Consider the following 20360-nt stretch of genomic DNA (forward strand, 5'->3'; position numbering starts at 1 on the left):
TAAGTTAACTTGAAGGGAGAGATAGACACTTCGAGCCCTTCCCCTCAACGTACAACCTCTGTACAGTTAATTTTCGGTTGCCTTTTTTTGCCACATTTTTCTGCCAGATTAGGGGTAGACCACCTCGCCAGCCTGGATAACGGTTCCACCCGATTCGCCAAGACGAGACACCATGCCCTTAATACCGCACCTTGTGCGTCGCCCCGTGTTGATTCGCTTCCAAGACACATTGGCGGCCGCCCTGCTGATCGTGCTGGGCCTGCTGGCGCAGCCGCTGGCCGCCCAGGAGCCGACCGCGGTGATCGGCGCCCGCGCGTCACTCGAGCCGTGGTCCGACCCGATCGAGGGCCTGGGCACGCTGAGCGCCGATGAAAGCGTGACGCTTTCCACCACCGTCACCGAGATCATCCGCGAGCTGAACTTCCAGGATGGCGATACCGTGGAGGCCGGCCGCCTGCTGGTGCGCCTGGCCGACGACGAGGAACAGGCGGACCTGCGCGCCGCCCAGGCCTTAAGAGACGAGCGCCGCAACGCCGTCAACCGCCTGGCGCAGCTGCAGGAGCGCAACCTCGCCCCGCGCGCCGAGGTGGAAGATAGCCGCGCCCGCCTGCGCCAGGTCGAGGCCGAGATCCAGGCACTCGAGGCACGCCTGGACAACTACCAGTTGCGCGCGCCCTTCGACGGCCGGGTGGGCTTTCGCAACGTCAGCGTCGGCGCCCTGGTCACGCCGGGCATGGACTTGGTGACGCTGGACAAGCTCGACGTGATGAAGCTCGACTTCACCATCCCCGAAGTGACCCTGGGGCTGCTGGAACCCGGCCTGACGCTGACCGCGCATAGCGCCGCCTACCCCGAGCAGGTGTTCGCGGGCAAGGTGGCGAGCATCGGCACCCGCGTCGACCCGGTCAGCCGCAGCGTGACGGTGCGCGCCGAGCTCGATAACCCCGAACTGCACCTGCGCCCCGGCATGTTGATGCGCGTGGTGGTGCGCCGCCCGCCGCGCGAGACGCTGGTGCTGCCCGAGTCGGTATTGATTCCCGAAGGGCAGCGCCAGTACGTGCTGGTGCTGCATGAAGACGAGGCGTACCGCGTCGAGCGCCGCCAGGTGAAGCTCGGGGCGCGCCGCGAGGGCGAGGTCGAGATCGTCGAGGGGCTCGAAAGCGGCGACCTGGTGGTCGCCCACGGCACCGACCGCGTGCGCGACGGCCAGCAGGCGCGTTTGCTGGGCATCATGGAGGAAGGCACCACGGTGGCGGATATTCTCAGCCGTGAGCGCGACCCCGCCGAGGCGGATAGCTGATGCGCCTTTCGGACATTTCCATCCAGCGGCCGGTGCTGGCCACGGTGCTGGCCGCGCTGATCGTGGCGTTCGGCCTGCTGGCGCTGGAGCGGCTGCCGCTGCAGGAATACCCCTCCATCGACCCGCCCGTAGTGAGTATCGAGACCCGCTACCCCGGCGCCTCGGCAAGCGTAGTGGAAACGCGCATCACCCAGGTGCTGGAGGATCGTATCTCCGGTGTGGCGGGTATCGAGATCATCTCGTCGTCCAGCGAGGACGGCCGCTCCAGCATCAACGTCGAGTTCGGCCTCGACATGGACATCGACGCCGCGGCCAACGATATCCGCGACCGCATCTCGGGCTCGCTGGACAACCTGCCCCAGGAAGCCGACCCGCCCGAGGTGCAGAAGGCCGATTCCAGCTCCGACGTGGTGGTGTGGTTGAGCCTGACCGGCGATGGCTACGACATGGCCGAGCTCACCGACTATGCCAATCGCTACCTGGTCGACCGCTTCTCGGTGCTGCCCGGCGTGTCGCAGGTCAGGGTCGGCGGCGGGCGCGAGTACGCCATGCGCGTGTGGCTGGACGCCGATGCACTGGCCGCCCGCGGACTGACCGCCGGCGACGTGGAGGACGCCCTGCGGGAAGAGAACGTCGAACTGCCCGGCGGCGCCATCGAGTCGAGTGAGCGGCAGTTTATCGTGCGCCTGCCGCGCAACTTCGCCACACCCAGCGACTTTCGCTCGCTGGTGCTCGACGAGGGCGGCGATGGCTACTTGGTGCGCCTGGCCGACGTAGCCGAGGTCGAGATCGGCGCCGTGGAGGAGCGCACCATATTTCGCGGCAACGGCGTGCCGATGGTAGGGCTGGGCATGATGAAGCAGTCCACCGCCAACGTGCTGGAGATCTCCAAGGGCGCGAAAGCCGAGATGGCGCGCCTGCAGGACACCCTGCCGGACGGCATGTCGCTGTCGCTCAACTTCGACTCGTCGGTGTTCGTCTCGGGGGCGATCTCCCAGGTCGTGCAGACGCTGTTCATCGCCATGGGCCTGGTCGTCGTGGCGATCTTCCTGTTTCTCGGCAACGTGCGCACCACCCTGATACCCGCGGTGACCGTGCCCATCGCACTGATCGGCACCTTTTCGGCGCTGGCGGTGATGGGCTTCACCATCAACCTGCTGACGCTGCTGGCGCTGGTGTTGGCCATCGGCCTGATCGTCGACGACGCCATCGTGGTGCTGGAGAACATTCATCGGCGCATGCAGGAGCTGGGCGAAACCCCGCTGGTCGCCGCCTACCGCGGCACCCGCCAGATCGCCTTTGCGGTTATTGCGACCACGCTGGTGCTGATCGCGGTGTTCGTGCCGCTGAGCCTTCTGCAGGGCGACATCGGGCGGCTGTTCTCGGAGTTCGCCTTGACGCTGGCCGCCGCCGTGGCGATCTCGACCCTGCTGGCGCTGACGCTGACGCCGATGATGGCCTCCAAGATCCTTAAGAACGACATGCACGAGGGCCGCCTCTCGGCCGGCGTGCAATGGCTGCTGGCCCTTTCCCGCCGCGTCTATCGCGCCCTGCTCGAGCGCGTATTGAAGCTGCGCCTGCTGGTGGTCGTGCTGTTCCTGGGCGTGCTCGGCGGCATGGTGTGGCTCAACGCGCAACTGCCCAACGAGTACACGCCTCAGGAAGACCGCGGCAACTTCTGGGTGCTGGTCAACGGCCCGCCCGGTGCGACCTACGACTATATGCTCGACTACATGGACGAGATCGAGACCCGGCTGCTGCCGATGACCGAGACCGACGAGATCGAACGGATCGTCGTGCGGGCCCCGCGGGGCTGGGGCAACATCGAGACCTTCAACAGCGGCTTTGTGATCGTCAATCTGGCCGACTGGGCAGAGCGCCGCTCGGCTTGGGCGATCATGGACGAGATCGATGCGAAACTCGACGACCTGCCGGGTATCCGGGCCTTCACGGTGATGCGCCAGGGCTTCGGCGAGCGCGTCGAGAAGCCCATCCAGTTCGTGCTCGGCGGCGGCACCTATGAACAGCTGGCCGAATGGCGCGATACCCTGGTCGAGCATATCCGCGAGGACAATCCACGCCTGACCGGGATCGAGAGCGACTACGAGGAAAAACAGCCGCAGCTGCGCGTGGACATCGACTATGGCCGTGCCGCCGCGCTGGGCGTGACCGTCACCGAGATCGGCCGGACCCTGGAGACGCTGCTGGGCGGGCGTACCGTCACCCGCTATGTCGATGATGGCGAGGAATACGATGTGATTCTCGAGGGCGCCGCCGGTGCCCGCCCCAGCCCAAGTTCGCTGGAAAACATACGCGTCAGGTCGGCTCGCTCCGGCGAACTGATTCCCTTGGCGAGCCTGGTCACGCTGAGCGATTTCGCCGGCCCCAGCACGCTCAACCGCTTCAACCGCATCCGCGCCATCACGCTGCAGGCCGACCTGGAAAGCGGCTATCCGCTGGGCGAGGCCCTGGAGTATCTGGAAAATGCCGTGGTCGAGGTGTTGCCGCCGGAGGCCCAGACCGACGTCAAGGGCGCGTCGCGCGACTATCTCGAGGCCAGCGGTGCCACGGGCTTCCTGCTGGGGCTGGGTATCCTGGTGGTGTTCCTGGTGCTGGCGGGGCAGTTCGAGAGTTTCGTGCATCCGTTCGTGATCATGCTCACCGTGCCGCTGGCGATCAGTGGCGCGCTGCTGGGCCTGTACCTCACCGGGCAGTCGTTGAACATCTACAGTCAGGTGGGCCTGGTGATGCTGGTGGGGCTGGCGGCCAAGAACGGCATCTTGATCGTGGAATTCGCCAACCAGCTTCGCGATCAGGGGGTGGCGTTCCACGACGCCCTGGTCGATGCCGCCGTGACCCGCCTGCGCCCCATCCTGATGACGGCGGTTACCACCATGGCCGGCGCCGTGCCGCTGATCGTCTCCAGTGGCGCGGGCGCCGAGACGCGGCTGGTGATCGGCACGGTCATCCTGTGCGGCCTGGCCGCGGCCACGCTGTTCACGCTGTTCGTGGTGCCGGTGGCCTACGACCTGCTGGCCCGGCGAACCGGCTCACCCGGTGATATCGCTCGGCAACTGGACCGCGAGATGGGAGATACCCCGGCCGGCCGCTGAGCTCGCCTGGCGACGCTCTCTCAAGAAAACTCGCAAGAAAACCCGAAAAAAAGGCCAGCTATCAAAAAAGACCACCTATCAAGGTGGCCTTTGCGTTTTCCTCTTGCCCGAATTGTCTTGACTAGTCGTCAGCAGTCGCCGGTACGTTCCCCTTCGATGACGGTCTGTAGCTGCATCTGACCCATCTGCTGCGACTCGACCAGGATATCGACGTTACCCTCTGTCCGGTCGCCCATGAAGGCCATGTTGCCGTCGATCGTGGCTTCACCGCCCTCCTCCTGGCAGATCATCTGATAATCCACCCCATCAGCCGAGACGTTGTGCTCCAGCAGCTCGCAGCCCTCTTCCTCTTCAATGAAGTCGAACGTGCCATCGTCGAGATCGCTCTGGGCGATACACTCCTGGTACGTCTCGGTCTGATCGGGAATCGGCATATCGGCCTCGACCGTCGTGGTACTGGTGAAGTCCCACTGCCCTGGTTCGATGTTAGGGCTTTCGGCAACCGCCGCCAGTGGTAACACCAGTAGTGCACTGGCCAACAAGGGTCGTAACAGCATGAGGGTAAGTCTCCCGGTCAGTGGTGGGCATGCCCGTCCATCGGCACGGCGATCAGCTTACCGCAATCGCGACATACCCCCAATGACCTGCCGGTCAGCCCATGTAGCAGGCAATTGCCTCGAAGGCTTCGCGTTGCTTATGCGCTTGGCAGTTCCAGAATTCCATGACCTCGGTATCGACTAAAGTATATGATGTTTTTGACATATTCATGTTGCATCTCCAAGAGAATTAAACTACGAGATCAAAATAGTCTCTCCTGCTTTTGCAATGCAGCAAATTTTAAGTAGCGTTTTGTCACGCAACCGTAACGAGGGCGGGTATTATCAGCGCGTTATTTCGCTAGCGCGCTAATCATAAAGTGTTTTTCAGACCGGCTGGCTGGCCGAAAGCGCACTCGCCGGGAGTTCGTCGGGCATGTCGTTCTGCCGTGAACCGCATCAATCGGCGGCGACGGCGCCCAGCGCCACCTCGTAAGACAGCACGATATGGTGGTCGATCAATCGCACGGCCGCCTTGGTGTCGCGCGCCAGGGCAAGGTCGACCAGTTCGTGATGCTGGGCATCCAGGACCTTGCGAATGCCGGGATTCTCGGGAGCCAGGCGACGATAACGGTCGAATTGATCATGCAACTGGGAAATGAATCGCAGCAGCCAGACTGAGCCGCAAGGCGCCACCAGGGTGCGGTGGAAGCGACCGTGCAGCTGCTCCCAATGCTCCATGTTGGCTTGGTCGTTCTCGGCCCGCTTGAGCCGATGCGCCACCGCCAGCAGCTCCGACTCCCATTCCGCATCGCCCAACTGCAAGGCCTGGTCGAGCGCCATGCACTCGAGCTTGCGACGCATGTCGGCTATGTCGTCGAGCTCTGCACGACTGAGACCGGGGATGCGGAAGCCACGCTGGTTCTCCTGCATCAACAAGCCATACGCAGACAGCTTGTTAAGGGCCTCACGCAATGGGCTGAGGCCGACCCCGTAGCGCTCCTTCAAGGTATTGATGGCAATCTTCTCGCCAGCCTGAAAGCGGCCATCAAGAATGTCCTGGCGCAGCACTTCGTAGATGCGACTGGCATGCGTGCTGCTGGACTGACGTGCGAGGCTATCCATCCGAAACTCCTTCGAACCCGGGGTCGTCATTGATCCTCAACAAGCCGACGTGAAGCGGCCGGTGCCTCATTTGAGTTTACATCAAGATGATCGATTTTCCGGTTAAAACATGACGCATGTAAGTTAAGTAGTGCGGCGGAAATAGAAAACCCCCTCGGTTGAGGGGGCGGCAATATGACGGTAGGCATAATGTGGTTGGTGGCTGTCCGGTGCAGCGGATCTCATCCCAGCCGATCGTGACCATTATCCAGGAAGGGGTAGTCGGTATAGCCCTCTGCACCACCCCCGTAATAGGTATCCGGATCGGATTCGTTCAGCTCGGCCCCGACGCGAAACCGCTCGACCAGGTCGGGATTGGCAATATAGGAGCGCCCGATCACGACCGCATCGGCAATGCCGGCCTCGATGATGCGCTCGGCGCGTTCGGCATCGTAATGGCCACAGAACATCAGGCTGCCCTTGAAGCGCTCGCGCAACGCACGGCGAAAGTCATCGGTAAAGGCAATATCGCCCCCCGCCCAGTCCGGCTCATTGACGTGCAGGAAGGCGATGCCCCGCCGGGAGAGCTGCTCCGCCATGTAGAACGTCATGGCTTCCGGCTCGTCATCGGTAAGACCGAACAACTCGATGAAGGGCGTCATGCGGATACCGGTACGATCCGGGCCGAACACCTCGGCGACCGCGTCGATCACCGCCAGAGGAAAGCGAGCACGGTTCTCGATCGAGCCACCATACTGATCGGTGCGCAGGTTGGTTCCCGTCGCCAGGAACTGGTTGAGCAGGTAAGCGTTGGCCGCGTGGACCTCGATCATGTCGAAGCCGGCACGCTTGGCGCGAATTGCTGCTTGACGGTAATCCTCGACAATCCCGGGAATCTCGTCGGTTTCCAGCGCTCTTGGCGTGCTGGTCGGGTGATTACCGGCGCTTCCGTCCTCGAACTCGACGAAGCACTGGGCGCCCTCGCCCTTCAGCGCGCTCGGCGCCACCGGCTGCTGGCCCTCCGGCTGCACCATCTCATGCGACACCCGGCCCACGTGCCACAACTGCAGCGCCATGCGCCCGCCCTTGGCATGCACGGCCTCCACGACACGCTTCCAGCCAGCTTCCTGCTCGTCCGTCCAGATCCCAGGGGTATAGACGTAGCCGCGAGCCGTCGGCGAAATATTGGTGGCCTCACTGATGATCATGCCGGCACCGGCTCGCTGGCCGTAGTAAATCTCCTGAAGCTTGCCAGGCACGCTGTCGGGTGTGCGGGCGCGCGTCAGTGGCGCCATCAGGATACGGTTGGGCAGGTTCAGGCTACCTAGCTTTGTCGGCTTCAACAGGGTTTCATGTGCCATTCAGCAGTTCCTTTTCTTGAGTCAGACGATTCGACAGGTCTTTAACGACCTGGCCATCAATTCATTAGATCAGATTAGACCAGTTTACTAGAAGCTGCATCGGTTGGCCAGTCTCCCAACCTTGGCTACGCTCGTCCGTCGAGTGGAGAGAATCCAGACAGCGACTCAGCATAAAGGTGAGAGCGGTGGAGACCGCCTCGATGACAAGGCCGTTAGCCGGATGCCAAACGAAAAACGTCTTGCTATCGCGGACTTAAGCCGTTAATGTGTGCGCCGTTCTGATGCGAAAAGGCCCGAGGCCACGCATGAGGCCACATCGTGGAGGGGTGTCCGAGTGGTCGAAGGAGCGCGCCTGGAAAGTGCGTAAGCCGAAAGGCTTCGAGGGTTCGAATCCCTCCCCCTCCGCCACGAATATCGATTAAGCCGCTGATTTCAGCGGCTTTTTCTTTTTTTAGACAAGTTCAACCCATACTTTAACCCATACTTGGCTCCTGGCTTCTAGTGAATATTGCTGGAGGCTAATGGACGTTCTTTAGGCGCTCACCTTCGGGTATTCTTTTGATCGACAATCCTTGCCCGTCATCAGCGCTGTGCCGAAAAGCTCCGTGAGTAGGACAGCCTGACCCGGGCGGTCTACGTGTTCCTCAGGACCAATCCGCACCGCCCCGGCCTGCTGCAGTACTCGTCCGGCGCCGTCGCCGAGCTGGAACGCCCCACCGATGACAGCCGCGAGATCCTACACGCCGCCAGTCGCGCCCTGGAAGGTATCTCCCGGCCCCGGTACCGCTTTATGAAAGTCGGCGTGATGCTGCTGGATCTCATCGACGCCAACCGCCAGCAGCTCTCCTTTCTCGATTCGGCACAAAGCGAAGCCGAGCGCGAGCGCAGCGCCAAGCTGATGGCCGCGATGGACGAGCTGAACCAGAAGATGGGGCGGGCGCCGTCACGCTTGGCCGACCTAGGCCTGGCGCTGCCTGGCACTTGCGTTGTGCGAACCGCACGCCGCGCTGGACCAAGCGGTGGAGTGAGCTGCTCAGTGTGAAAGCGTAATGATACTTGTGAAAACGCCCCGACACGCAGCCGGGGCGCGACGTCAGTACTCGACGAACTTCCATAAGAACGTTTAACGAAGTCGTCACCAATAAGGATAGTCATACCAAGGCAAATGAGAATCCGTAAATGACATGCATGATTGACGATGCACATAAAGAAAGGCCCAACCTTCACAGGTCGGGCCTTTTACCTTTTCTTCCTTGATTGCTCTCAACGAACATCCTGTCCGTGCATCCCTGTGAGCATGAGCATCCTTTGCTCGGTCTTCCCTGAAGAGCCCTCCATGGCCCTATGTGTACGACTATAGCAGCAATCAAAGATTCCACAATTAATGCACATTAATGACGGGTGTAAGAGATTGCCGATAAAAAGCGGGAGACATTGCCCATACGAAAAGCTCACGCCGGATTGATCAGCGCGGCATCTTCGTCATTCCCCGGCCGATTCACTCGCGTGCTCACCGGCCAGTGCGTGATCAGCTCGGCATCTAGGTGATGCCCCACGTTTCGGATCGTCTCGCGGTCGGTCAGGTGCGGGTCGAGCCACGGCTCGAGGCTCTCGGCATCCAGGGCCAGCGGCATGCGCGTGTGGATCTCTTTCGCCGCCCCGCGCGCCGGCTCGGTGATGATCGCGCAGCCGGGCGTGCCACCCGCCCGCTCGGCCCAGATCCCCGCCAGCCAGAGCGGCTCGCGATCCTCGCGGCACAGGAAATGCGGCTGCTTCTTGCCATCCACCGGCAACCACTCATACCACCCATCGGCGGGAATCAGGCAACGGTGATGTGCGAATGCGCCCTTGAAATAGTTCGATGTAGCCATCTTCTCGACGGTGGCATTGATCGGCTGCGGCGCCTTGTCCCCCCCCAGTGCGGCTTATAGCCCCACCACAGCTCGTCCATGACCAAGGGCGCCTCGTCATCGGCACGGCGCACCGCTGTGATGAAGCTACCCGGCGGCACGTTATAGCGCGGTGCCACCTCCCCGGCCTCCAGCGGCAAGCGCAGAGACTCGGATAGCTTAGGGTAAGGGCTATAGAGAGCGAAGCGGCCGCACATATTACTGGTCCTTACAGCTTTTCAGCTTATGTTAAAAATCATTCACCTGACTCTAAAGCAATCCATGCAGATATCAAATCAGGTAAATTCCATGTCATAAAAGCTAGCAAAAAATAGGAAATAGCAGCAATAATCAGCGCACCATAAAAAGTCTGACGACGCTTGCTAATAGGATCAAGGAAGCGGTCTTTTTTATCACTGTGGGAAGAATAATGCTGCAATACACTTAGCCATATTTTACACTCACTATCGGCAAGATGAACATCACGCCAGTGGGCAGATAACTGAAGCAAAAAAGAAAGCAACAAGTAGCTAGCCAGAACCTTCGCAAGGAGTGAAAGCTCAACACTTCCCAGTAACTCATGAAAGTTTTGCCTGTCAAATCTTGCTATGAAAGAGAAGGCTATAAAAAATAGCATCCCAAGCGCGTCTCGGGTTAAAGAGCTCACCAGATCCCTGACTTTCGCTGCATAAAGGTCTGCCTGCGCCTTCATGTCCTTCATTAATTCACGAACTTCTTTGTGGTAAGCATCCTTGCGTTCAAGTATCACGAAGGCATAGCTGTCACGTGCTTGGATAAATGCGGGCTCAAGGTGGTGCTCCATGCCGGACAGAAGAGTCTGTCCATTTTCGATATCTATAGACAAACGGTCCATTATCAAGCCAAGACGTGTTTCGGGTCTCTCATCGTATACCCAGACTATCGTTTTCATCAAACACTGCAAAGTCTCAGGCTTAATGAATTGACAAGTATGGTACATCTTCAGAGATAGTCGTTTAGTGCCTTTCAAAATAGTTTCATAGCACTCATCAATACAATGTAGTTCTTGAACAAGACAGGCCGACATAACGATCGCGCTCATCCTAATCAAAGGTGCAACCTCAGAGCCTTCAAGGTCCCCCCAAGTAAGGGCATAGCCTTTGGGGCACACACGTAGAGCCTTGGTCGTATTAGTATGAATTAAGCTATGGACGTCCTCTGAGTCTGGCAGATTAAGCGGTTCCGCATTGGGCGGGGGGTGATCAGGCGGCAATACCCACAACTGGGGCCCGCCCACGCTCTGAGAGAGGCCATGAACCCTAATCGTTGTTGGTTTTTCTAGATCAGGAATATTACCTGTAGGGCGTAAAAAAGGATCCCATTTATTGAGCCACTGGTGGAAACCATTCACGCTGAAAAAAACTAAGGTTGTTTCTTCATTTCTTGCCGACATATGCCCTGCGACAGGAGTCTTACCCAAGACCAACCGCCAAGTCCGACCATCGAAAACTCCAGCTACCAAATCTGCCAAGTCGATCGTTTCATTTGTATCAGCAGCCCGGAGCATGGGCAAAGGAATATTTAAGCTTTTTGAAAGTGTAAAAATATGCAGAAGCTTTTCACGCACATTTACACACAAGGGCTTACCTTCCACGATCAAACGAAAGCTTTCTTCAAACACCTCTTCCGCATGAGGAGTAAGGTCATCAATAGCCTGCAGTAAATCCACTACAGTATGCATATCGCCTAGCCTTTAGGTATCAGCCGGTGAGTTTCTATTGTAACCCTTGCACCGCCATTGTCCAAATGAACAATGTCAATACCTGCGGTTTCTAAGGTTCCTTCATAGGTAATCGTAACACCCTCAGATGTTTCGTAGGTCTGATTTTTCTGCTTCTTAGGAAGTGAGTTAGGTCGAGGGCGAAATGTCTGACCTGCCACACCGGCTTCAGCAAGCACATCACGTAATGACAGCGCACAAAGTTCCTTACGGCGTGGATCTTCATCTCTAACCACAGTCTCAAGAAAAGCGTCAGTAACAAAAGTATCGTGATCTTTCAGATAGTTAAGAGCCCTACCAAGATAAGTATTTATATCTTCACCAGGCGGGAGACTTTCCTGTGGGATCTCCCTAGCCCATTTGCGAACAGCAGTATGGGCCGACTTAGTTAAAGTAGAATCCTGCTGCCGCTCAATAACTCCAAGGAAGTCCCTAAAGTAGTCACCAATTTCAGGCTTCTTAACCCGATCGAAGGCTAGCACATCCCATGCAAACCGGTCAGTTGAATCGATTAATGCACTTTTCTGTATAGCGCGTTTGTTTTCGTTCAATGCATTCGGAATTTCATTAACAATAGCGACTCGCCGGCCTTCTCTGTCCTCGTAGCTGTAAGTAAACGACTCCTGCTGATCCATTTTCAGGAGGAACACAAGCTGCCGCCAATCATGCGCACTAGCTAAATATTTCACTACCGAAATAATAAATACGCCTGCCGACATCTGCCCGCCATGAAGGCGTGCAAACTCTTGGGTCAGACTATAGGAAAGATCTACGAATCCGTCCCGCTCTTCAATCAGCTGTTGACTATGCACCTGAAGGTTCGCAGCGTCCGAGTTAAACACATACTGTGTACCTTCAGCGATATCGCGTAACCGTTCGATAAAAAAAGCTCTTTGCTTAGGCTGAAGCTGAACTTCGTCAAGCTTGATGACCTTTCCTGGAGCATCAGGATCAATTATGTGAAAGATAAAATCGACTATTTCAAGACTATCGCGTTGCGCTTGCGTTAAGACACTTTCCAGTGGTTGCCCTGCCATATTTACCTCTACTTATTATACTTACCCAAAAAACTTTAAATTCACTTATTAATCTGTAATAACGCTTATTTCTTCATATAACCCGCCCTATCCGAATCTCACACCGCCCCAGCACCTCCACGTCCTTCATATCCTGCGGCTTGATCATCTCGGGCTGGTAATGCTCGTTGTCGCTTATCAACAGCCAGGCCCGCCGGCCACCCGCTGCACGCGCTTGATGCGCCGCTCGCCGTGCATCAATAGAAGGAATACCCCATCGGTGCGTACTTCACGCCGGCTGCGGTCCACCAGCACCCAATCGCCATCGGCGAGGGTGCCGTCCATCGAATCCCCACGCACCTTGATGCCCACCACCTGAGCGGGGTCCAGCCCCTGGGCGGCCAGCTGATCGGAGGGGAAATAGAGCGCCGTCTCGATCGGCTCGCCTTCGAAAGAGCGGCCAGCTCCGGCGGCAGCTTCGATGTCGTACATCTTTACAGCCGCCAGTTGGTCAGAACCATCCGCGTCACCGCCAAGCGTTGCCCCATCTTCGATTTGGCTTGTGGCAGAGGAACCGATTGATCCCCCTTCCGAACGGTTACCTGTGAGCAAATACTCTACATCGACTCCAACAGAGGCTATGGCGCTCAAGTAGTCCGCCTTCGGGCTCCGATCTCCACTTTCGTAGAGCATCTGTGTTTTCTTCGTCACCCCCGCCAGGTCACCGAAATGGGTCTGAGTCAAACCCATTCGCTCCCTTTCTTCGCGAAGCCTCTCGCCGAAAGAAACCATTCAGTTCTATACTCCGCTCGAAAAGGGAACCATACGGTTCTTTCTAATACAGCAGTCTTAGACAACCTTAAGTAAGCCTAACCGATGGACACCACCGAAACCATGCCCGCTGCAGTGGCCGCACGCTCCCCACGCGGCTGCAACGTTCCCGTTATGACCCAGCTCACCAAAGACGAGCGTCGCCAGGTTGAAGGCATCGCCGAGCTGGAGGTGCGCTTCCTCTCCGCTACCGCTCGCATGTTGCTGCTGCGCGGTATGGAGCAGTACCAAACCGAAAGTGCTGTCGCTGACTGAATCGCTGCTAAAGGAATCGCCGTCCTGCATCAGGACACCCGTCGCATCCGTTCCCGATATGCCGCCATCAACCTCGACGACTACGAGGCCAAGTTGATCGACGCCCTGGTCGACTACACCGGCATGTCACGCGCCACGCTGCTCCGCCAGTTGGTGCTCAAGGAGGCCCTCGAAACGCTCGGCCTCAGCGACCTCGGTATCTCCACTGTGGCCCATCGCGCGCCATAAAGGCAGGCATGAAAAAGGTCCCCAAGGAGCACCCAAAATGCCCGATGAACTGAGCCTGATGCTCGACCCGCAACTGAAATCGCCTTGCAGGAGGTGTGCGACCAGGAGGGGCTCGAGTCTCTCGACCAGGCAGCCGAATGGCTGACGCGCCGTCGCCTGCGCAAGGGCACCGTTGGGCTCACTGGCCGCCGGTGAGGATCACCTGCCCCACTGCAAAGACCGCGCCATCACGCGAACGAGCCGGCGACCTGAGGCTCAAGCGGTAACGCCACGACACACTGGCCGCGGTGGCGGCTGGCACCGGCGAAACACCGCGGCAGGCCGAATCACGATGCCTGGAAAACGACTAATTCGCTGCTGCAATCGCTGCAGGACGCCGTGTAAGTAGCGCCGCTCTTGCTGACCCTGACATTTTTGCTGGCACATGCCTGGCATGCCGCCTTCATTGAGGTGTTAGTCCCGCAGGCGTGGCATTTCACGTAATAGCCAAACTTTCCGTACCTGCCCTCGAGAGCCATAGATTCGTTGCAGCTCTTGCAGCACAGCCTCGACGTGCTGACGTCGCCTGCCTGCTGCACGCTGGTGGTAGGCTCCGGCTTCACCGCCTCCCTGACACAGGCCGGGTCAGCTACCGGTCTCCCCGTTAACGCTGGGGCATCGGCGGCCGCCGATGCCTCCCGCTTCGCCGCGTCGTGATCCAGCAGGAAGCGCCCCATGGCGCTCATTTCCCCCATCGAGAACTTGGGCTTCGTACTGAGAAGGGAGCGCGCGCCGGTGGGGCCGATGGTCTTGCGCACGTGCTCGGCGATGAACTCTGATTTCACCACCACCTTGCCGATCGGCTTCGGCATCTCCTCTCGATTCAGTATGGCGCTGCTGGACACGGCACAGAGCACCTCCCAGGTCCGCCCGCCGACGCCGCCTTGAATGCCCAATAGCTTGCCGATGAAGCGTTCGACGTTATCGCGAAGCAGGCTCTTGAGCAGCGCCTGCTGCAGCTCCGCCTGGCGGATCGGCGACGGCATCCCCGACCAATCGCCGCGGTAGCTGCGGGACCACTCGCCCTGCGCATTGACGCTGACTTCGCCATGAATGCTTTTCGACTCGATGACGAGGAAACCGAAGGGGTGAATCACCAGATGGTCGATCTGCGCATTCTCGCCATTGTGAGTTACCAGCAGGTCATTGATGATGGCAATCTGCTCATCATTGGCGAACTCGCGCCGCAGGTAGAACGCCACGTCCTGCTCTTGCTGATGGCCGTAATAGCCGCGCCTGTCACTGCCGGTGAAGGCGTCCTTCTCTTTGAGAATCATGCTTCCCTCGCGTTTGGCTTGGCAGCGCGCGTCCTTCGGCCCTTGCCAGGTCTGAATCTCAGCCAACATTAGCACGCCGTGTTTAAGGTTGCTCTACACGCAGGTCAGCACGGCGTGCCCGCTGTAGGCGCCCGCCGGGGCGGGTGGCGCGAAGGACAACTCGTACACCAACGCCGCGCCGCCACCGAGGTAGCATGGCGTCAGCCGTGCGGGGCCGTGGTTAGCCTGGCGGCGAAGCCGCGTGGCCTTGCGTGCGATGCGGTACCGCGCAACTCATGAGTCTGTCATCCGGCCAACAGGTACCGCTGGGGGTAATCGCAGGGATCAACCCAGTGGTGGACGGCGCCGGCGGTGTCGAATGCTCGAAAGACGCGAGGCGACCCTGCGGAGCCGGCGCCATGTTCCGCGAAACAGCCTGGCGAAAAACATCGCGCGCAAGCGGGCATTGCGCTGTTCCAGATGCCGGATCTTCGGATTCGGATCATGGAAAGCCATGGCTACCCCCTTCGCCGCTGCTTAATGCAACTGGATGATTACCATGATGCCGCTGGGAATGCCGATACGCTACCGAGTCACGGTAAAGCCAACCCGTTGCCGTGCGGCTGAGCCTGGCGGCCAAGCTGGCGTCATCCAATAGCGGTGGGCGCTGGAACAGGTAGGGAGCATGGATTTCGTCAGCGATACGCTGTTCAACGGCAAGCGCCTGCGTGCTTGATCGCTGGGTCTACGAGCAGGACGACAATCAGGTCAGGCCCCATTCATCTTTAGGCTGGCTAACCCCGGCCGAATTTGCCGAAAGCACCGGTCGGTCAGATGCCTCCAGCGACAACCCTGTCGGAATTTCCCTCCATGACCGGTCCTGTAACGGGGCTAGGGCCTGCCCTTCTACTACACTGACACAGTGACTCGGACGGCTCTGCCACCGTTATGCGTTCGGGCATTTCCTTGAGCGCATTCTTTTTCAATACCGAACGCATGACCCGAGAACGTATTGCCAAGGCCAATTTCCGTAAATGCGGCGTACTCTCGGCATAAAGCCCTGCTGAACTTTCCCCCCAAGAGGCAGCAATGATCAAAGTCGCTATCAATGGTTTGGGCCGAGTCGGCCGTACCGCCCTCAGGATAATCATGGACGAGCCCGAGATGGAGCTGGTGGCCGTTAACGACCTGACGCCCTTGGACAACCTGGTCTATCTTTTGCGCTACGATTCAGTGTATGGCCGCTATCATAAGGCGGTCAGGGCCAGTAATGATGACCTCGTGGTGGACGAACAACCAGTGAAGGCATTTAACAGGGAGGACCCCGAATCGCTGCCCTGGCGGGAGCTGGATGTCGACCTGGTTCTCGAATGTACCGGCGCCTTTCTCTCCCTCGACGGCCTGGAGAAGCACGTCAAGGCCGGCGCCAGGCGAGTGATCCTATCCGCCCCGGGCAAAGGCGGCGATATTCCATCGGTGGTTTATGGCGTCAACGAACTCGATAATGAGGCGACGGCCTGCTTCTCAACGGCCAGTTGCACCACCAACTGCATCGCCCCGGTAGTGGAAATTCTGCACCGTCATATCGGTGTGAAAAAGGCAATGCTCACCACTGTTCATGCCTATACCGCAAGCCAAGGCATCGTCGACATGCCCAGCAAGAAGATGGAGCGGGGCCGCACCGCTGGCCTCAACATGATACCCACCACCACGGGGGCCGCCGCTGCCACGGGGGACGTACTGCCCGAACTTAAGGGTCACTTTGATGGCGCCGCTATCCGGGTACCCATCGCCACGGGCTCCATTTCCGATATCACGTTGATTACCGGGCGCCAGACCTCGGTTGAGGAGATTAACGAGATCTTCAGGCAGGAGGCTCAAACCTCGCGCTACCAGGGAGTGCTTGGAGTGGCCGAAGATCCCATTGTGTCATCCGATATCATCGGCGACCCCCGGGCCGCCATAGTCGACATCCGCTCCACCCGCGTCGTCGACGGTGACCTGGTCAAGGTCCTGGCCTGGTATGACAACGAGTGGGGCTATGTAAGTCAGATGGTCAGGCAGGCGATGAAAACCCTTGGTGCAGATAAAAGCACGGTTTAAACGATAATCCGGGCCATCAGCGGAGAGCATCATGACAATGGAAACCAGCCAGGTCATGCCGTTTGAGGAGATCGACCGCAGCGCCGTGGCCCAGGTGGGCGGCAAGAACGCCTCCCTGGGCGAGATGGTGCGCCATCTGGGGGAGCAGGGGGTTGCCATACCACCGGGTTTCGCCACCACTTCGGATGCCTATTGGCAGTTCGTGGAACACAATGACTTGCGGCAGCCCGTTATCGACGCACTCGGGTCGATGAAAGCGGGTGAGGCCACCCTGCCCGAGACCGGCATACTGCTGCGTCGGCTGTTCCTGCAAGGTGACTGGCCCGATGAAACCGCCCAGGCCATCCGTGATGCCTATGCCCGACTCTGCAAACGTATCGGCCGAAATGACGCCGATGTCGCCGTGCGCTCCAGCGCTACCGCCGAGGATTTGCCCGACGCCAGTTTTGCCGGTCAACAGGAGACTTTCCTCAATATCCGCGGCGACAAGGCGCTGCTGGATGCCTGCCGTCAGTGCTTTGCCTCACTGTTTACCGACCGAGCCATCAGTTACCGAGAGACCAAAAACTTCGATCACCTGCAGGTGGCGCTTTCCGTCGGGGTTCAGGCCATGGTGCGCTCCGATATCGGTGGTTCCGGCGTGATGTTCACCATCGACCCGGAGACCGGCTTCGACAAGGTGGCGGTTATCGACGCCGCCTGGGGACTGGGGGAGACCGTGGTCCAGGGCACGGTGGAGCCGGACGAATACCAAGTGTTCAAGCCGTTGCTGGCCAAAGACAACCTGGAACCGATCATCGAAAAGCGGCGCGGTGGCAAGGAGCTGAAGATGGTCTATGCCCTCGATAGCGTCAAGTCCACCCGCACCGTCCCCACCTCCCGCGCCGAGCGGGAGGCGTTCGTGCTGACCGATGCCGAAATCCTGCAGCTGGGGCGCTGGGCCTGCGTCATCGAGAAACACTACGGCTGCCCCATGGATATCGAGTGGGCCAGGGATGGCGAAACTGGCGAACTGTTTATCGTCCAGGCGCGGCCGGAAACCGTACAGTCCCGCAAGGGGGCGGGCGAGTTTCTCAGCTACAGCCTGAAGAACAAGGGCGAGAAACTGGTCACCGGCCTCAGCATCGGCGATGCCGCGGTCACCGGTAAGGTCTGCATTCTGGACAGTGCCCGGGATATCGGACGCTTTATCGATGGCGCTGTACTGGTCACCGAGAACACAGACCCGGACTGGGTGCCTATCATGAAGCGCGCGGCGGCCATCGTGACTAACCATGGCGGGCGCACCTCCCATGCCGCCATTATCAGTCGCGAGCTGGGTCTGCCCGCCGTGGTCGGCACCGGCAATGCCAGCGCGGTATTGCAGGAGGGTCAGGAGGTCACCGTTTCCTGCGCCGAGGGAGACAAGGGGTTTGTCTATGACGGCTTCGCCGAGGTGGTCACCGATTCCATCGACCCATCCGCCCTGCCGCAAACCCGCACCAAGATTATGCTCAACCTCGCCAATCCGGCGGCCGCCCTGCGCTGGTGGCGCCTGCCTGCAGACGGTGTTGGCCTGGCACGGATGGAGTTCGTGGTGGGCAATCACATCAAGGTACACCCCATGGCGCTGGTCAATTATGACCGCCTGGAAGACACCAGCGCCAAACGCGAGATTGACGAGCTGACAAGGGGTTATGAGGACAAGACCGACTACTTCGTCGATCAGCTGGCGCTGGGGCTGGCCCGCATCGCCGCCGCCCTGCACCCCAGACCCGTTATTATTCGCATGAGCGACTTCAAGACCAACGAATACGCCAACCTGATTGGCGGCACGCAATTCGAGCCCCACGAAGAAAATCCCATGTTGGGATTTCGGGGAGCCTCTCGCTACTACTCTCCCCGCTACCGCGAGGGCTTCGCACTGGAGTGCCGTGCCATCAAGCGCTTGCGGGAAAAGATGGGCTTTACCAATGTCGTGGTGATGATCCCCTTCTGCCGCTCCACGTCAGAAGCCGACAAGGTGCTGGAGGTCTTGGCCGACAACGGCCTCAGACGGGGCGACAACGACCTTGAGGTCTATGTGATGTGCGAAGTGCCCTCTAATGTCATTCTTGCCGCGGATTTTGCCGAGCGCTTTGATGGCTTCTCCATCGGTTCCAACGATCTCACTCAGCTGACACTGGGCGTGGACCGGGACTCAGATGAGCTTGCCGACCTGTTCAACGAACAGGACAAGGCGGTCAAGTGGATGATCAGCCATGTCATCAGTGCTGCTCACGAAGCCGGAACCAAGGTGGGCCTGTGCGGACAGGGTCCAAGTGACCATCCCGAGTTTGCCGCCTTCCTGGTGGAGTGCGGAATCGACTCGATTTCGGTCACACCTGACAGTTTCATCCGAGTCAAGGAAAAAGTCTTCGAAGCCGAGAAAAAACATTACCGCCAGAGCCAATAAGAGCGTACTGGTCTACAGTTCTTATGGGTCGTTCAAGAAAAGGAGTATGCAATGAAGTCGTCAGCCACTATAGGGCTGTATATAGGCAATGCCATTCCCCAGGGGAGTAAAAGTGAAACTGAGGAGATTATTGATCTCTGGAAGAATCTCGAGAGCTACTTCACCGAAAAGCCCTTTGTCGCCCGCAGCGGCTTGAGAAGCGATGCTAGGTCCTACCTGATTACACTGAATGCAAGCCCGCTATTGCAAAACATGGAAAACGCCAAGGCACAGTCAGGGTCCTTTACCCTTCACCATCAGGCCTATGTCGACAATGCCGATATTACCATTGACGGGGAACTCACCCTAACTGTCGTCAGAAATAACCATGAATTGGCAGAAGAAGAAATCTATCAGGTAGCAACAGCTTTTATACAGCAGTTGGTGATGGCCTCCCATATCACTTTCCCGGGCTCCATACAGATCCTGAATGCCCGCTTTACCGGCGAAGGCGCCCACCGCTATGAGGCGCAAGACTTTGACGCCAGGACATTCCATGGCGCGCGCAGTGCTTCCGTTGAGAATAAATGGCCAACATTAGAGAAACACTCTTTCGATAAAGTCTGGGCCTGGCTGGAAAGCAGCGAAGTCAGTCAAAGCTACACCGCCATTAAAAACATCAACAAGGTGCTGTCCACTCTTCTTAAGGTGGCAGAGCAACGCCACGAGTATAGCGCCAGGACCGTCCTGCTGGTTATGTACCAGATAGAGCTGCTGCTTGATTGTCGGCAATTCAACTCACTTGACCTAGTCCGAAGCCGCACTCGTTTGGTACTGGGCAATATTCCTGAGGCAGCAGACTGCCTCAAGGAATTACACGAAGTGCGCCATCAGCTGTTTATAGCAAACCATCCGGTTCATCCGCCACCCCTGATTTGCCACACTACTGAAACTGCGCTAAGGGAACAGTTGGGCCAACATAACAGCGCCCTCGAATCGGGAACGGCGCTGGTCTTGAAGCTGCTGCAAGACCTGATCGCTCATAATGCATATCGTTATACTTTTACGGAAAGTTTTACGCGGGATTGATTTTTTTCGAGCACCCTGATTGGAGTATTTGGTTTATCAATTTAAACCTCAATGATTGAGGAGGATGC

At 58.7% G+C, this 20360-nt stretch carries 15 protein-coding genes, 1 tRNA gene and 3 pseudogenes; 10 read left to right on the top strand and 9 right to left on the bottom strand.

Features of this window, described 5'->3' with window-relative positions; translation table 11 throughout:
* The first annotated feature begins 172 nt into the window (after nucleotides 1-172).
* Both BM341_RS02590 and BM341_RS02595 read left to right on the top strand, forming a co-directional pair.
* A complete protein-coding gene (locus BM341_RS02590; protein WP_089792592.1) occupies nucleotides 173-1300 on the top strand; it encodes an efflux RND transporter periplasmic adaptor subunit in 1128 nt (375 codons plus the stop codon).
* Nucleotides 1300-4413 (top strand): efflux RND transporter permease subunit, encoded by a 3114-nt coding sequence (locus tag BM341_RS02595; RefSeq protein WP_089792594.1) that lies wholly within the window; start codon nucleotides 1300-1302, stop codon nucleotides 4411-4413. Before BM341_RS02590 ends, BM341_RS02595 begins: the two co-directional genes overlap by 1 nt.
* A 128-nt stretch (nucleotides 4414-4541) precedes the next feature.
* Here the strand turns inward: BM341_RS02595 and BM341_RS02600 are convergent, their stop codons facing one another.
* From BM341_RS02600 to BM341_RS02610, 3 genes are all read right to left on the bottom strand, one after another.
* Nucleotides 4542-4970, bottom strand: coding sequence for a DUF3617 domain-containing protein (locus BM341_RS02600; protein ID WP_089792596.1), 429 nt, complete (start codon nucleotides 4968-4970; stop codon nucleotides 4542-4544).
* 438 nt (nucleotides 4971-5408) lie between these two features.
* Nucleotides 5409-6074: a GntR family transcriptional regulator gene (locus BM341_RS02605; RefSeq protein ID WP_089792598.1), complete on the bottom strand. Its 666-nt coding sequence runs from the start codon at nucleotides 6072-6074 to the stop codon at nucleotides 5409-5411.
* A 221-nt stretch (nucleotides 6075-6295) separates the two neighbouring features.
* Nucleotides 6296-7414: an alkene reductase gene (locus BM341_RS02610; RefSeq protein WP_089792600.1), complete on the bottom strand. Its 1119-nt coding sequence runs from the start codon at nucleotides 7412-7414 to the stop codon at nucleotides 6296-6298.
* Between the two features lie 320 nt (nucleotides 7415-7734).
* Here BM341_RS02610 and BM341_RS02615 point away from each other — a divergent pair.
* The 3 genes and pseudogenes from BM341_RS02615 (at nucleotide 7735) to BM341_RS19440 (ending at nucleotide 8464) form a co-directional block, all read left to right on the top strand.
* Nucleotides 7735-7822 (top strand) — tRNA-Ser (locus BM341_RS02615).
* 229 nt (nucleotides 7823-8051) lie between these two features.
* Nucleotides 8052-8201, top strand: a pseudogene (locus BM341_RS19435) (Y-family DNA polymerase); the annotation flags it as partial.
* 194 nt (nucleotides 8202-8395) lie between these two features.
* The gene (locus BM341_RS19440; protein WP_245784137.1) at nucleotides 8396-8464 is read left to right on the top strand and encodes a DUF4113 domain-containing protein; all 69 of its coding nucleotides are present in this window, start codon (nucleotides 8396-8398) and stop codon (nucleotides 8462-8464) included.
* 401 nt (nucleotides 8465-8865) lie between these two features.
* Here the strand turns inward: BM341_RS19440 and BM341_RS19720 are convergent.
* From BM341_RS19720 to BM341_RS19760, 5 genes and pseudogenes are all read right to left on the bottom strand, one after another.
* Nucleotides 8866-9521: pseudogene (locus tag BM341_RS19720) on the bottom strand (SOS response-associated peptidase).
* Between the two features lie 38 nt (nucleotides 9522-9559).
* Nucleotides 9560-11023 carry a hypothetical protein gene (locus BM341_RS18915; protein ID WP_139232964.1) on the bottom strand — a complete coding sequence of 488 codons (1464 nt, stop codon included), beginning with the start codon at nucleotides 11021-11023 and terminating at the stop codon, nucleotides 9560-9562.
* Nucleotides 11024-11028: 5 nt separating this feature from the next.
* Entirely contained in the window at nucleotides 11029-12099 is a 1071-nt protein-coding gene (locus tag BM341_RS02635) for a nucleoid-associated protein (protein ID WP_089792604.1), read from the bottom strand.
* A 177-nt stretch (nucleotides 12100-12276) separates the two neighbouring features.
* On the bottom strand, nucleotides 12277-12570 hold the full coding sequence (locus tag BM341_RS19445; RefSeq protein ID WP_245784127.1) for a S24 family peptidase: 294 nt from the start codon (nucleotides 12568-12570) through the stop codon (nucleotides 12277-12279).
* A 153-nt stretch (nucleotides 12571-12723) separates the two neighbouring features.
* A pseudogene (locus BM341_RS19760) lies at nucleotides 12724-12870 on the bottom strand (helix-turn-helix domain-containing protein); the annotation flags it as partial.
* Between the two features lie 84 nt (nucleotides 12871-12954).
* Here BM341_RS19760 and BM341_RS19165 point away from each other — a divergent pair.
* Nucleotides 12955-13164: a hypothetical protein gene (locus tag BM341_RS19165; protein ID WP_217646160.1), complete on the top strand. Its 210-nt coding sequence runs from the start codon at nucleotides 12955-12957 to the stop codon at nucleotides 13162-13164.
* Nucleotides 13165-13257: 93 nt separating this feature from the next.
* On the top strand, nucleotides 13258-13392 hold the full coding sequence (locus BM341_RS19630) for a hypothetical protein (RefSeq protein WP_281246476.1): 135 nt from the start codon (nucleotides 13258-13260) through the stop codon (nucleotides 13390-13392).
* Between the two features lie 326 nt (nucleotides 13393-13718).
* On the opposite strand, the gene BM341_RS02650 is transcribed toward BM341_RS19630, so the two are convergent.
* The gene (locus BM341_RS02650) at nucleotides 13719-14708 is read right to left on the bottom strand and encodes a nuclease-related domain-containing protein (RefSeq protein ID WP_089792716.1); all 990 of its coding nucleotides are present in this window, start codon (nucleotides 14706-14708) and stop codon (nucleotides 13719-13721) included.
* A 1068-nt stretch (nucleotides 14709-15776) separates the two neighbouring features.
* On the opposite strand from BM341_RS02650, the gene gap reads away from it, so the two are divergent.
* The 3 genes from gap to BM341_RS02665 are packed head-to-tail and all read left to right on the top strand — an operon-like array spanning nucleotide 15777 to nucleotide 20292.
* The gene (gene gap, locus BM341_RS02655) at nucleotides 15777-16790 is read left to right on the top strand and encodes a type I glyceraldehyde-3-phosphate dehydrogenase (protein WP_089792611.1); all 1014 of its coding nucleotides are present in this window, start codon (nucleotides 15777-15779) and stop codon (nucleotides 16788-16790) included.
* 31 nt (nucleotides 16791-16821) lie between these two features.
* Complete coding sequence (gene ppsA, locus BM341_RS02660) at nucleotides 16822-19224, top strand: phosphoenolpyruvate synthase (RefSeq protein WP_089792613.1); 2403 nt, start codon at nucleotides 16822-16824, stop codon at nucleotides 19222-19224.
* A 51-nt stretch (nucleotides 19225-19275) separates the two neighbouring features.
* On the top strand, nucleotides 19276-20292 hold the full coding sequence (locus tag BM341_RS02665; protein ID WP_089792615.1) for a hypothetical protein: 1017 nt from the start codon (nucleotides 19276-19278) through the stop codon (nucleotides 20290-20292).
* Nucleotides 20293-20360 lie beyond the last annotated feature (68 nt).

Origin of the sequence: Halomonas korlensis, from assembly GCF_900116705.1 — a bacterium.
Classification (GTDB): Bacteria; Pseudomonadota; Gammaproteobacteria; order Pseudomonadales; family Halomonadaceae; genus Halomonas; species Halomonas korlensis.

What these genes read in the sequence shown, in the direction of transcription:
- ppsA (WP_089792613.1), top strand. Translation starts at nt 16,822, where the DNA reads ATGACAATGGAAACCAGCCAGGTCATGCCGTTTGAGGAGATCGACCGC.
- BM341_RS18915 (WP_139232964.1), bottom strand. Translation starts at nt 11,023, where the DNA reads ATGCATACTGTAGTGGATTTACTGCAGGCTATTGATGACCTTACTCCT.
- BM341_RS02600 (WP_089792596.1), bottom strand. Translation starts at nt 4,970, where the DNA reads ATGCTGTTACGACCCTTGTTGGCCAGTGCACTACTGGTGTTACCACTG.
- BM341_RS19445 (WP_245784127.1), bottom strand. Translation starts at nt 12,570, where the DNA reads ATGTACGACATCGAAGCTGCCGCCGGAGCTGGCCGCTCTTTCGAAGGC.
- BM341_RS02595 (WP_089792594.1), top strand. Translation starts at nt 1,300, where the DNA reads ATGCGCCTTTCGGACATTTCCATCCAGCGGCCGGTGCTGGCCACGGTG.
- BM341_RS02650 (WP_089792716.1), bottom strand. Translation starts at nt 14,708, where the DNA reads ATGATTCTCAAAGAGAAGGACGCCTTCACCGGCAGTGACAGGCGCGGC.
- gap (WP_089792611.1), top strand. Translation starts at nt 15,777, where the DNA reads ATGATCAAAGTCGCTATCAATGGTTTGGGCCGAGTCGGCCGTACCGCC.
- BM341_RS19165 (WP_217646160.1), top strand. Translation starts at nt 12,955, where the DNA reads ATGGACACCACCGAAACCATGCCCGCTGCAGTGGCCGCACGCTCCCCA.
- BM341_RS02610 (WP_089792600.1), bottom strand. Translation starts at nt 7,414, where the DNA reads ATGGCACATGAAACCCTGTTGAAGCCGACAAAGCTAGGTAGCCTGAAC.
- BM341_RS02665 (WP_089792615.1), top strand. Translation starts at nt 19,276, where the DNA reads ATGAAGTCGTCAGCCACTATAGGGCTGTATATAGGCAATGCCATTCCC.
- BM341_RS02635 (WP_089792604.1), bottom strand. Translation starts at nt 12,099, where the DNA reads ATGGCAGGGCAACCACTGGAAAGTGTCTTAACGCAAGCGCAACGCGAT.
- BM341_RS02590 (WP_089792592.1), top strand. Translation starts at nt 173, where the DNA reads ATGCCCTTAATACCGCACCTTGTGCGTCGCCCCGTGTTGATTCGCTTC.
- BM341_RS02605 (WP_089792598.1), bottom strand. Translation starts at nt 6,074, where the DNA reads ATGGATAGCCTCGCACGTCAGTCCAGCAGCACGCATGCCAGTCGCATC.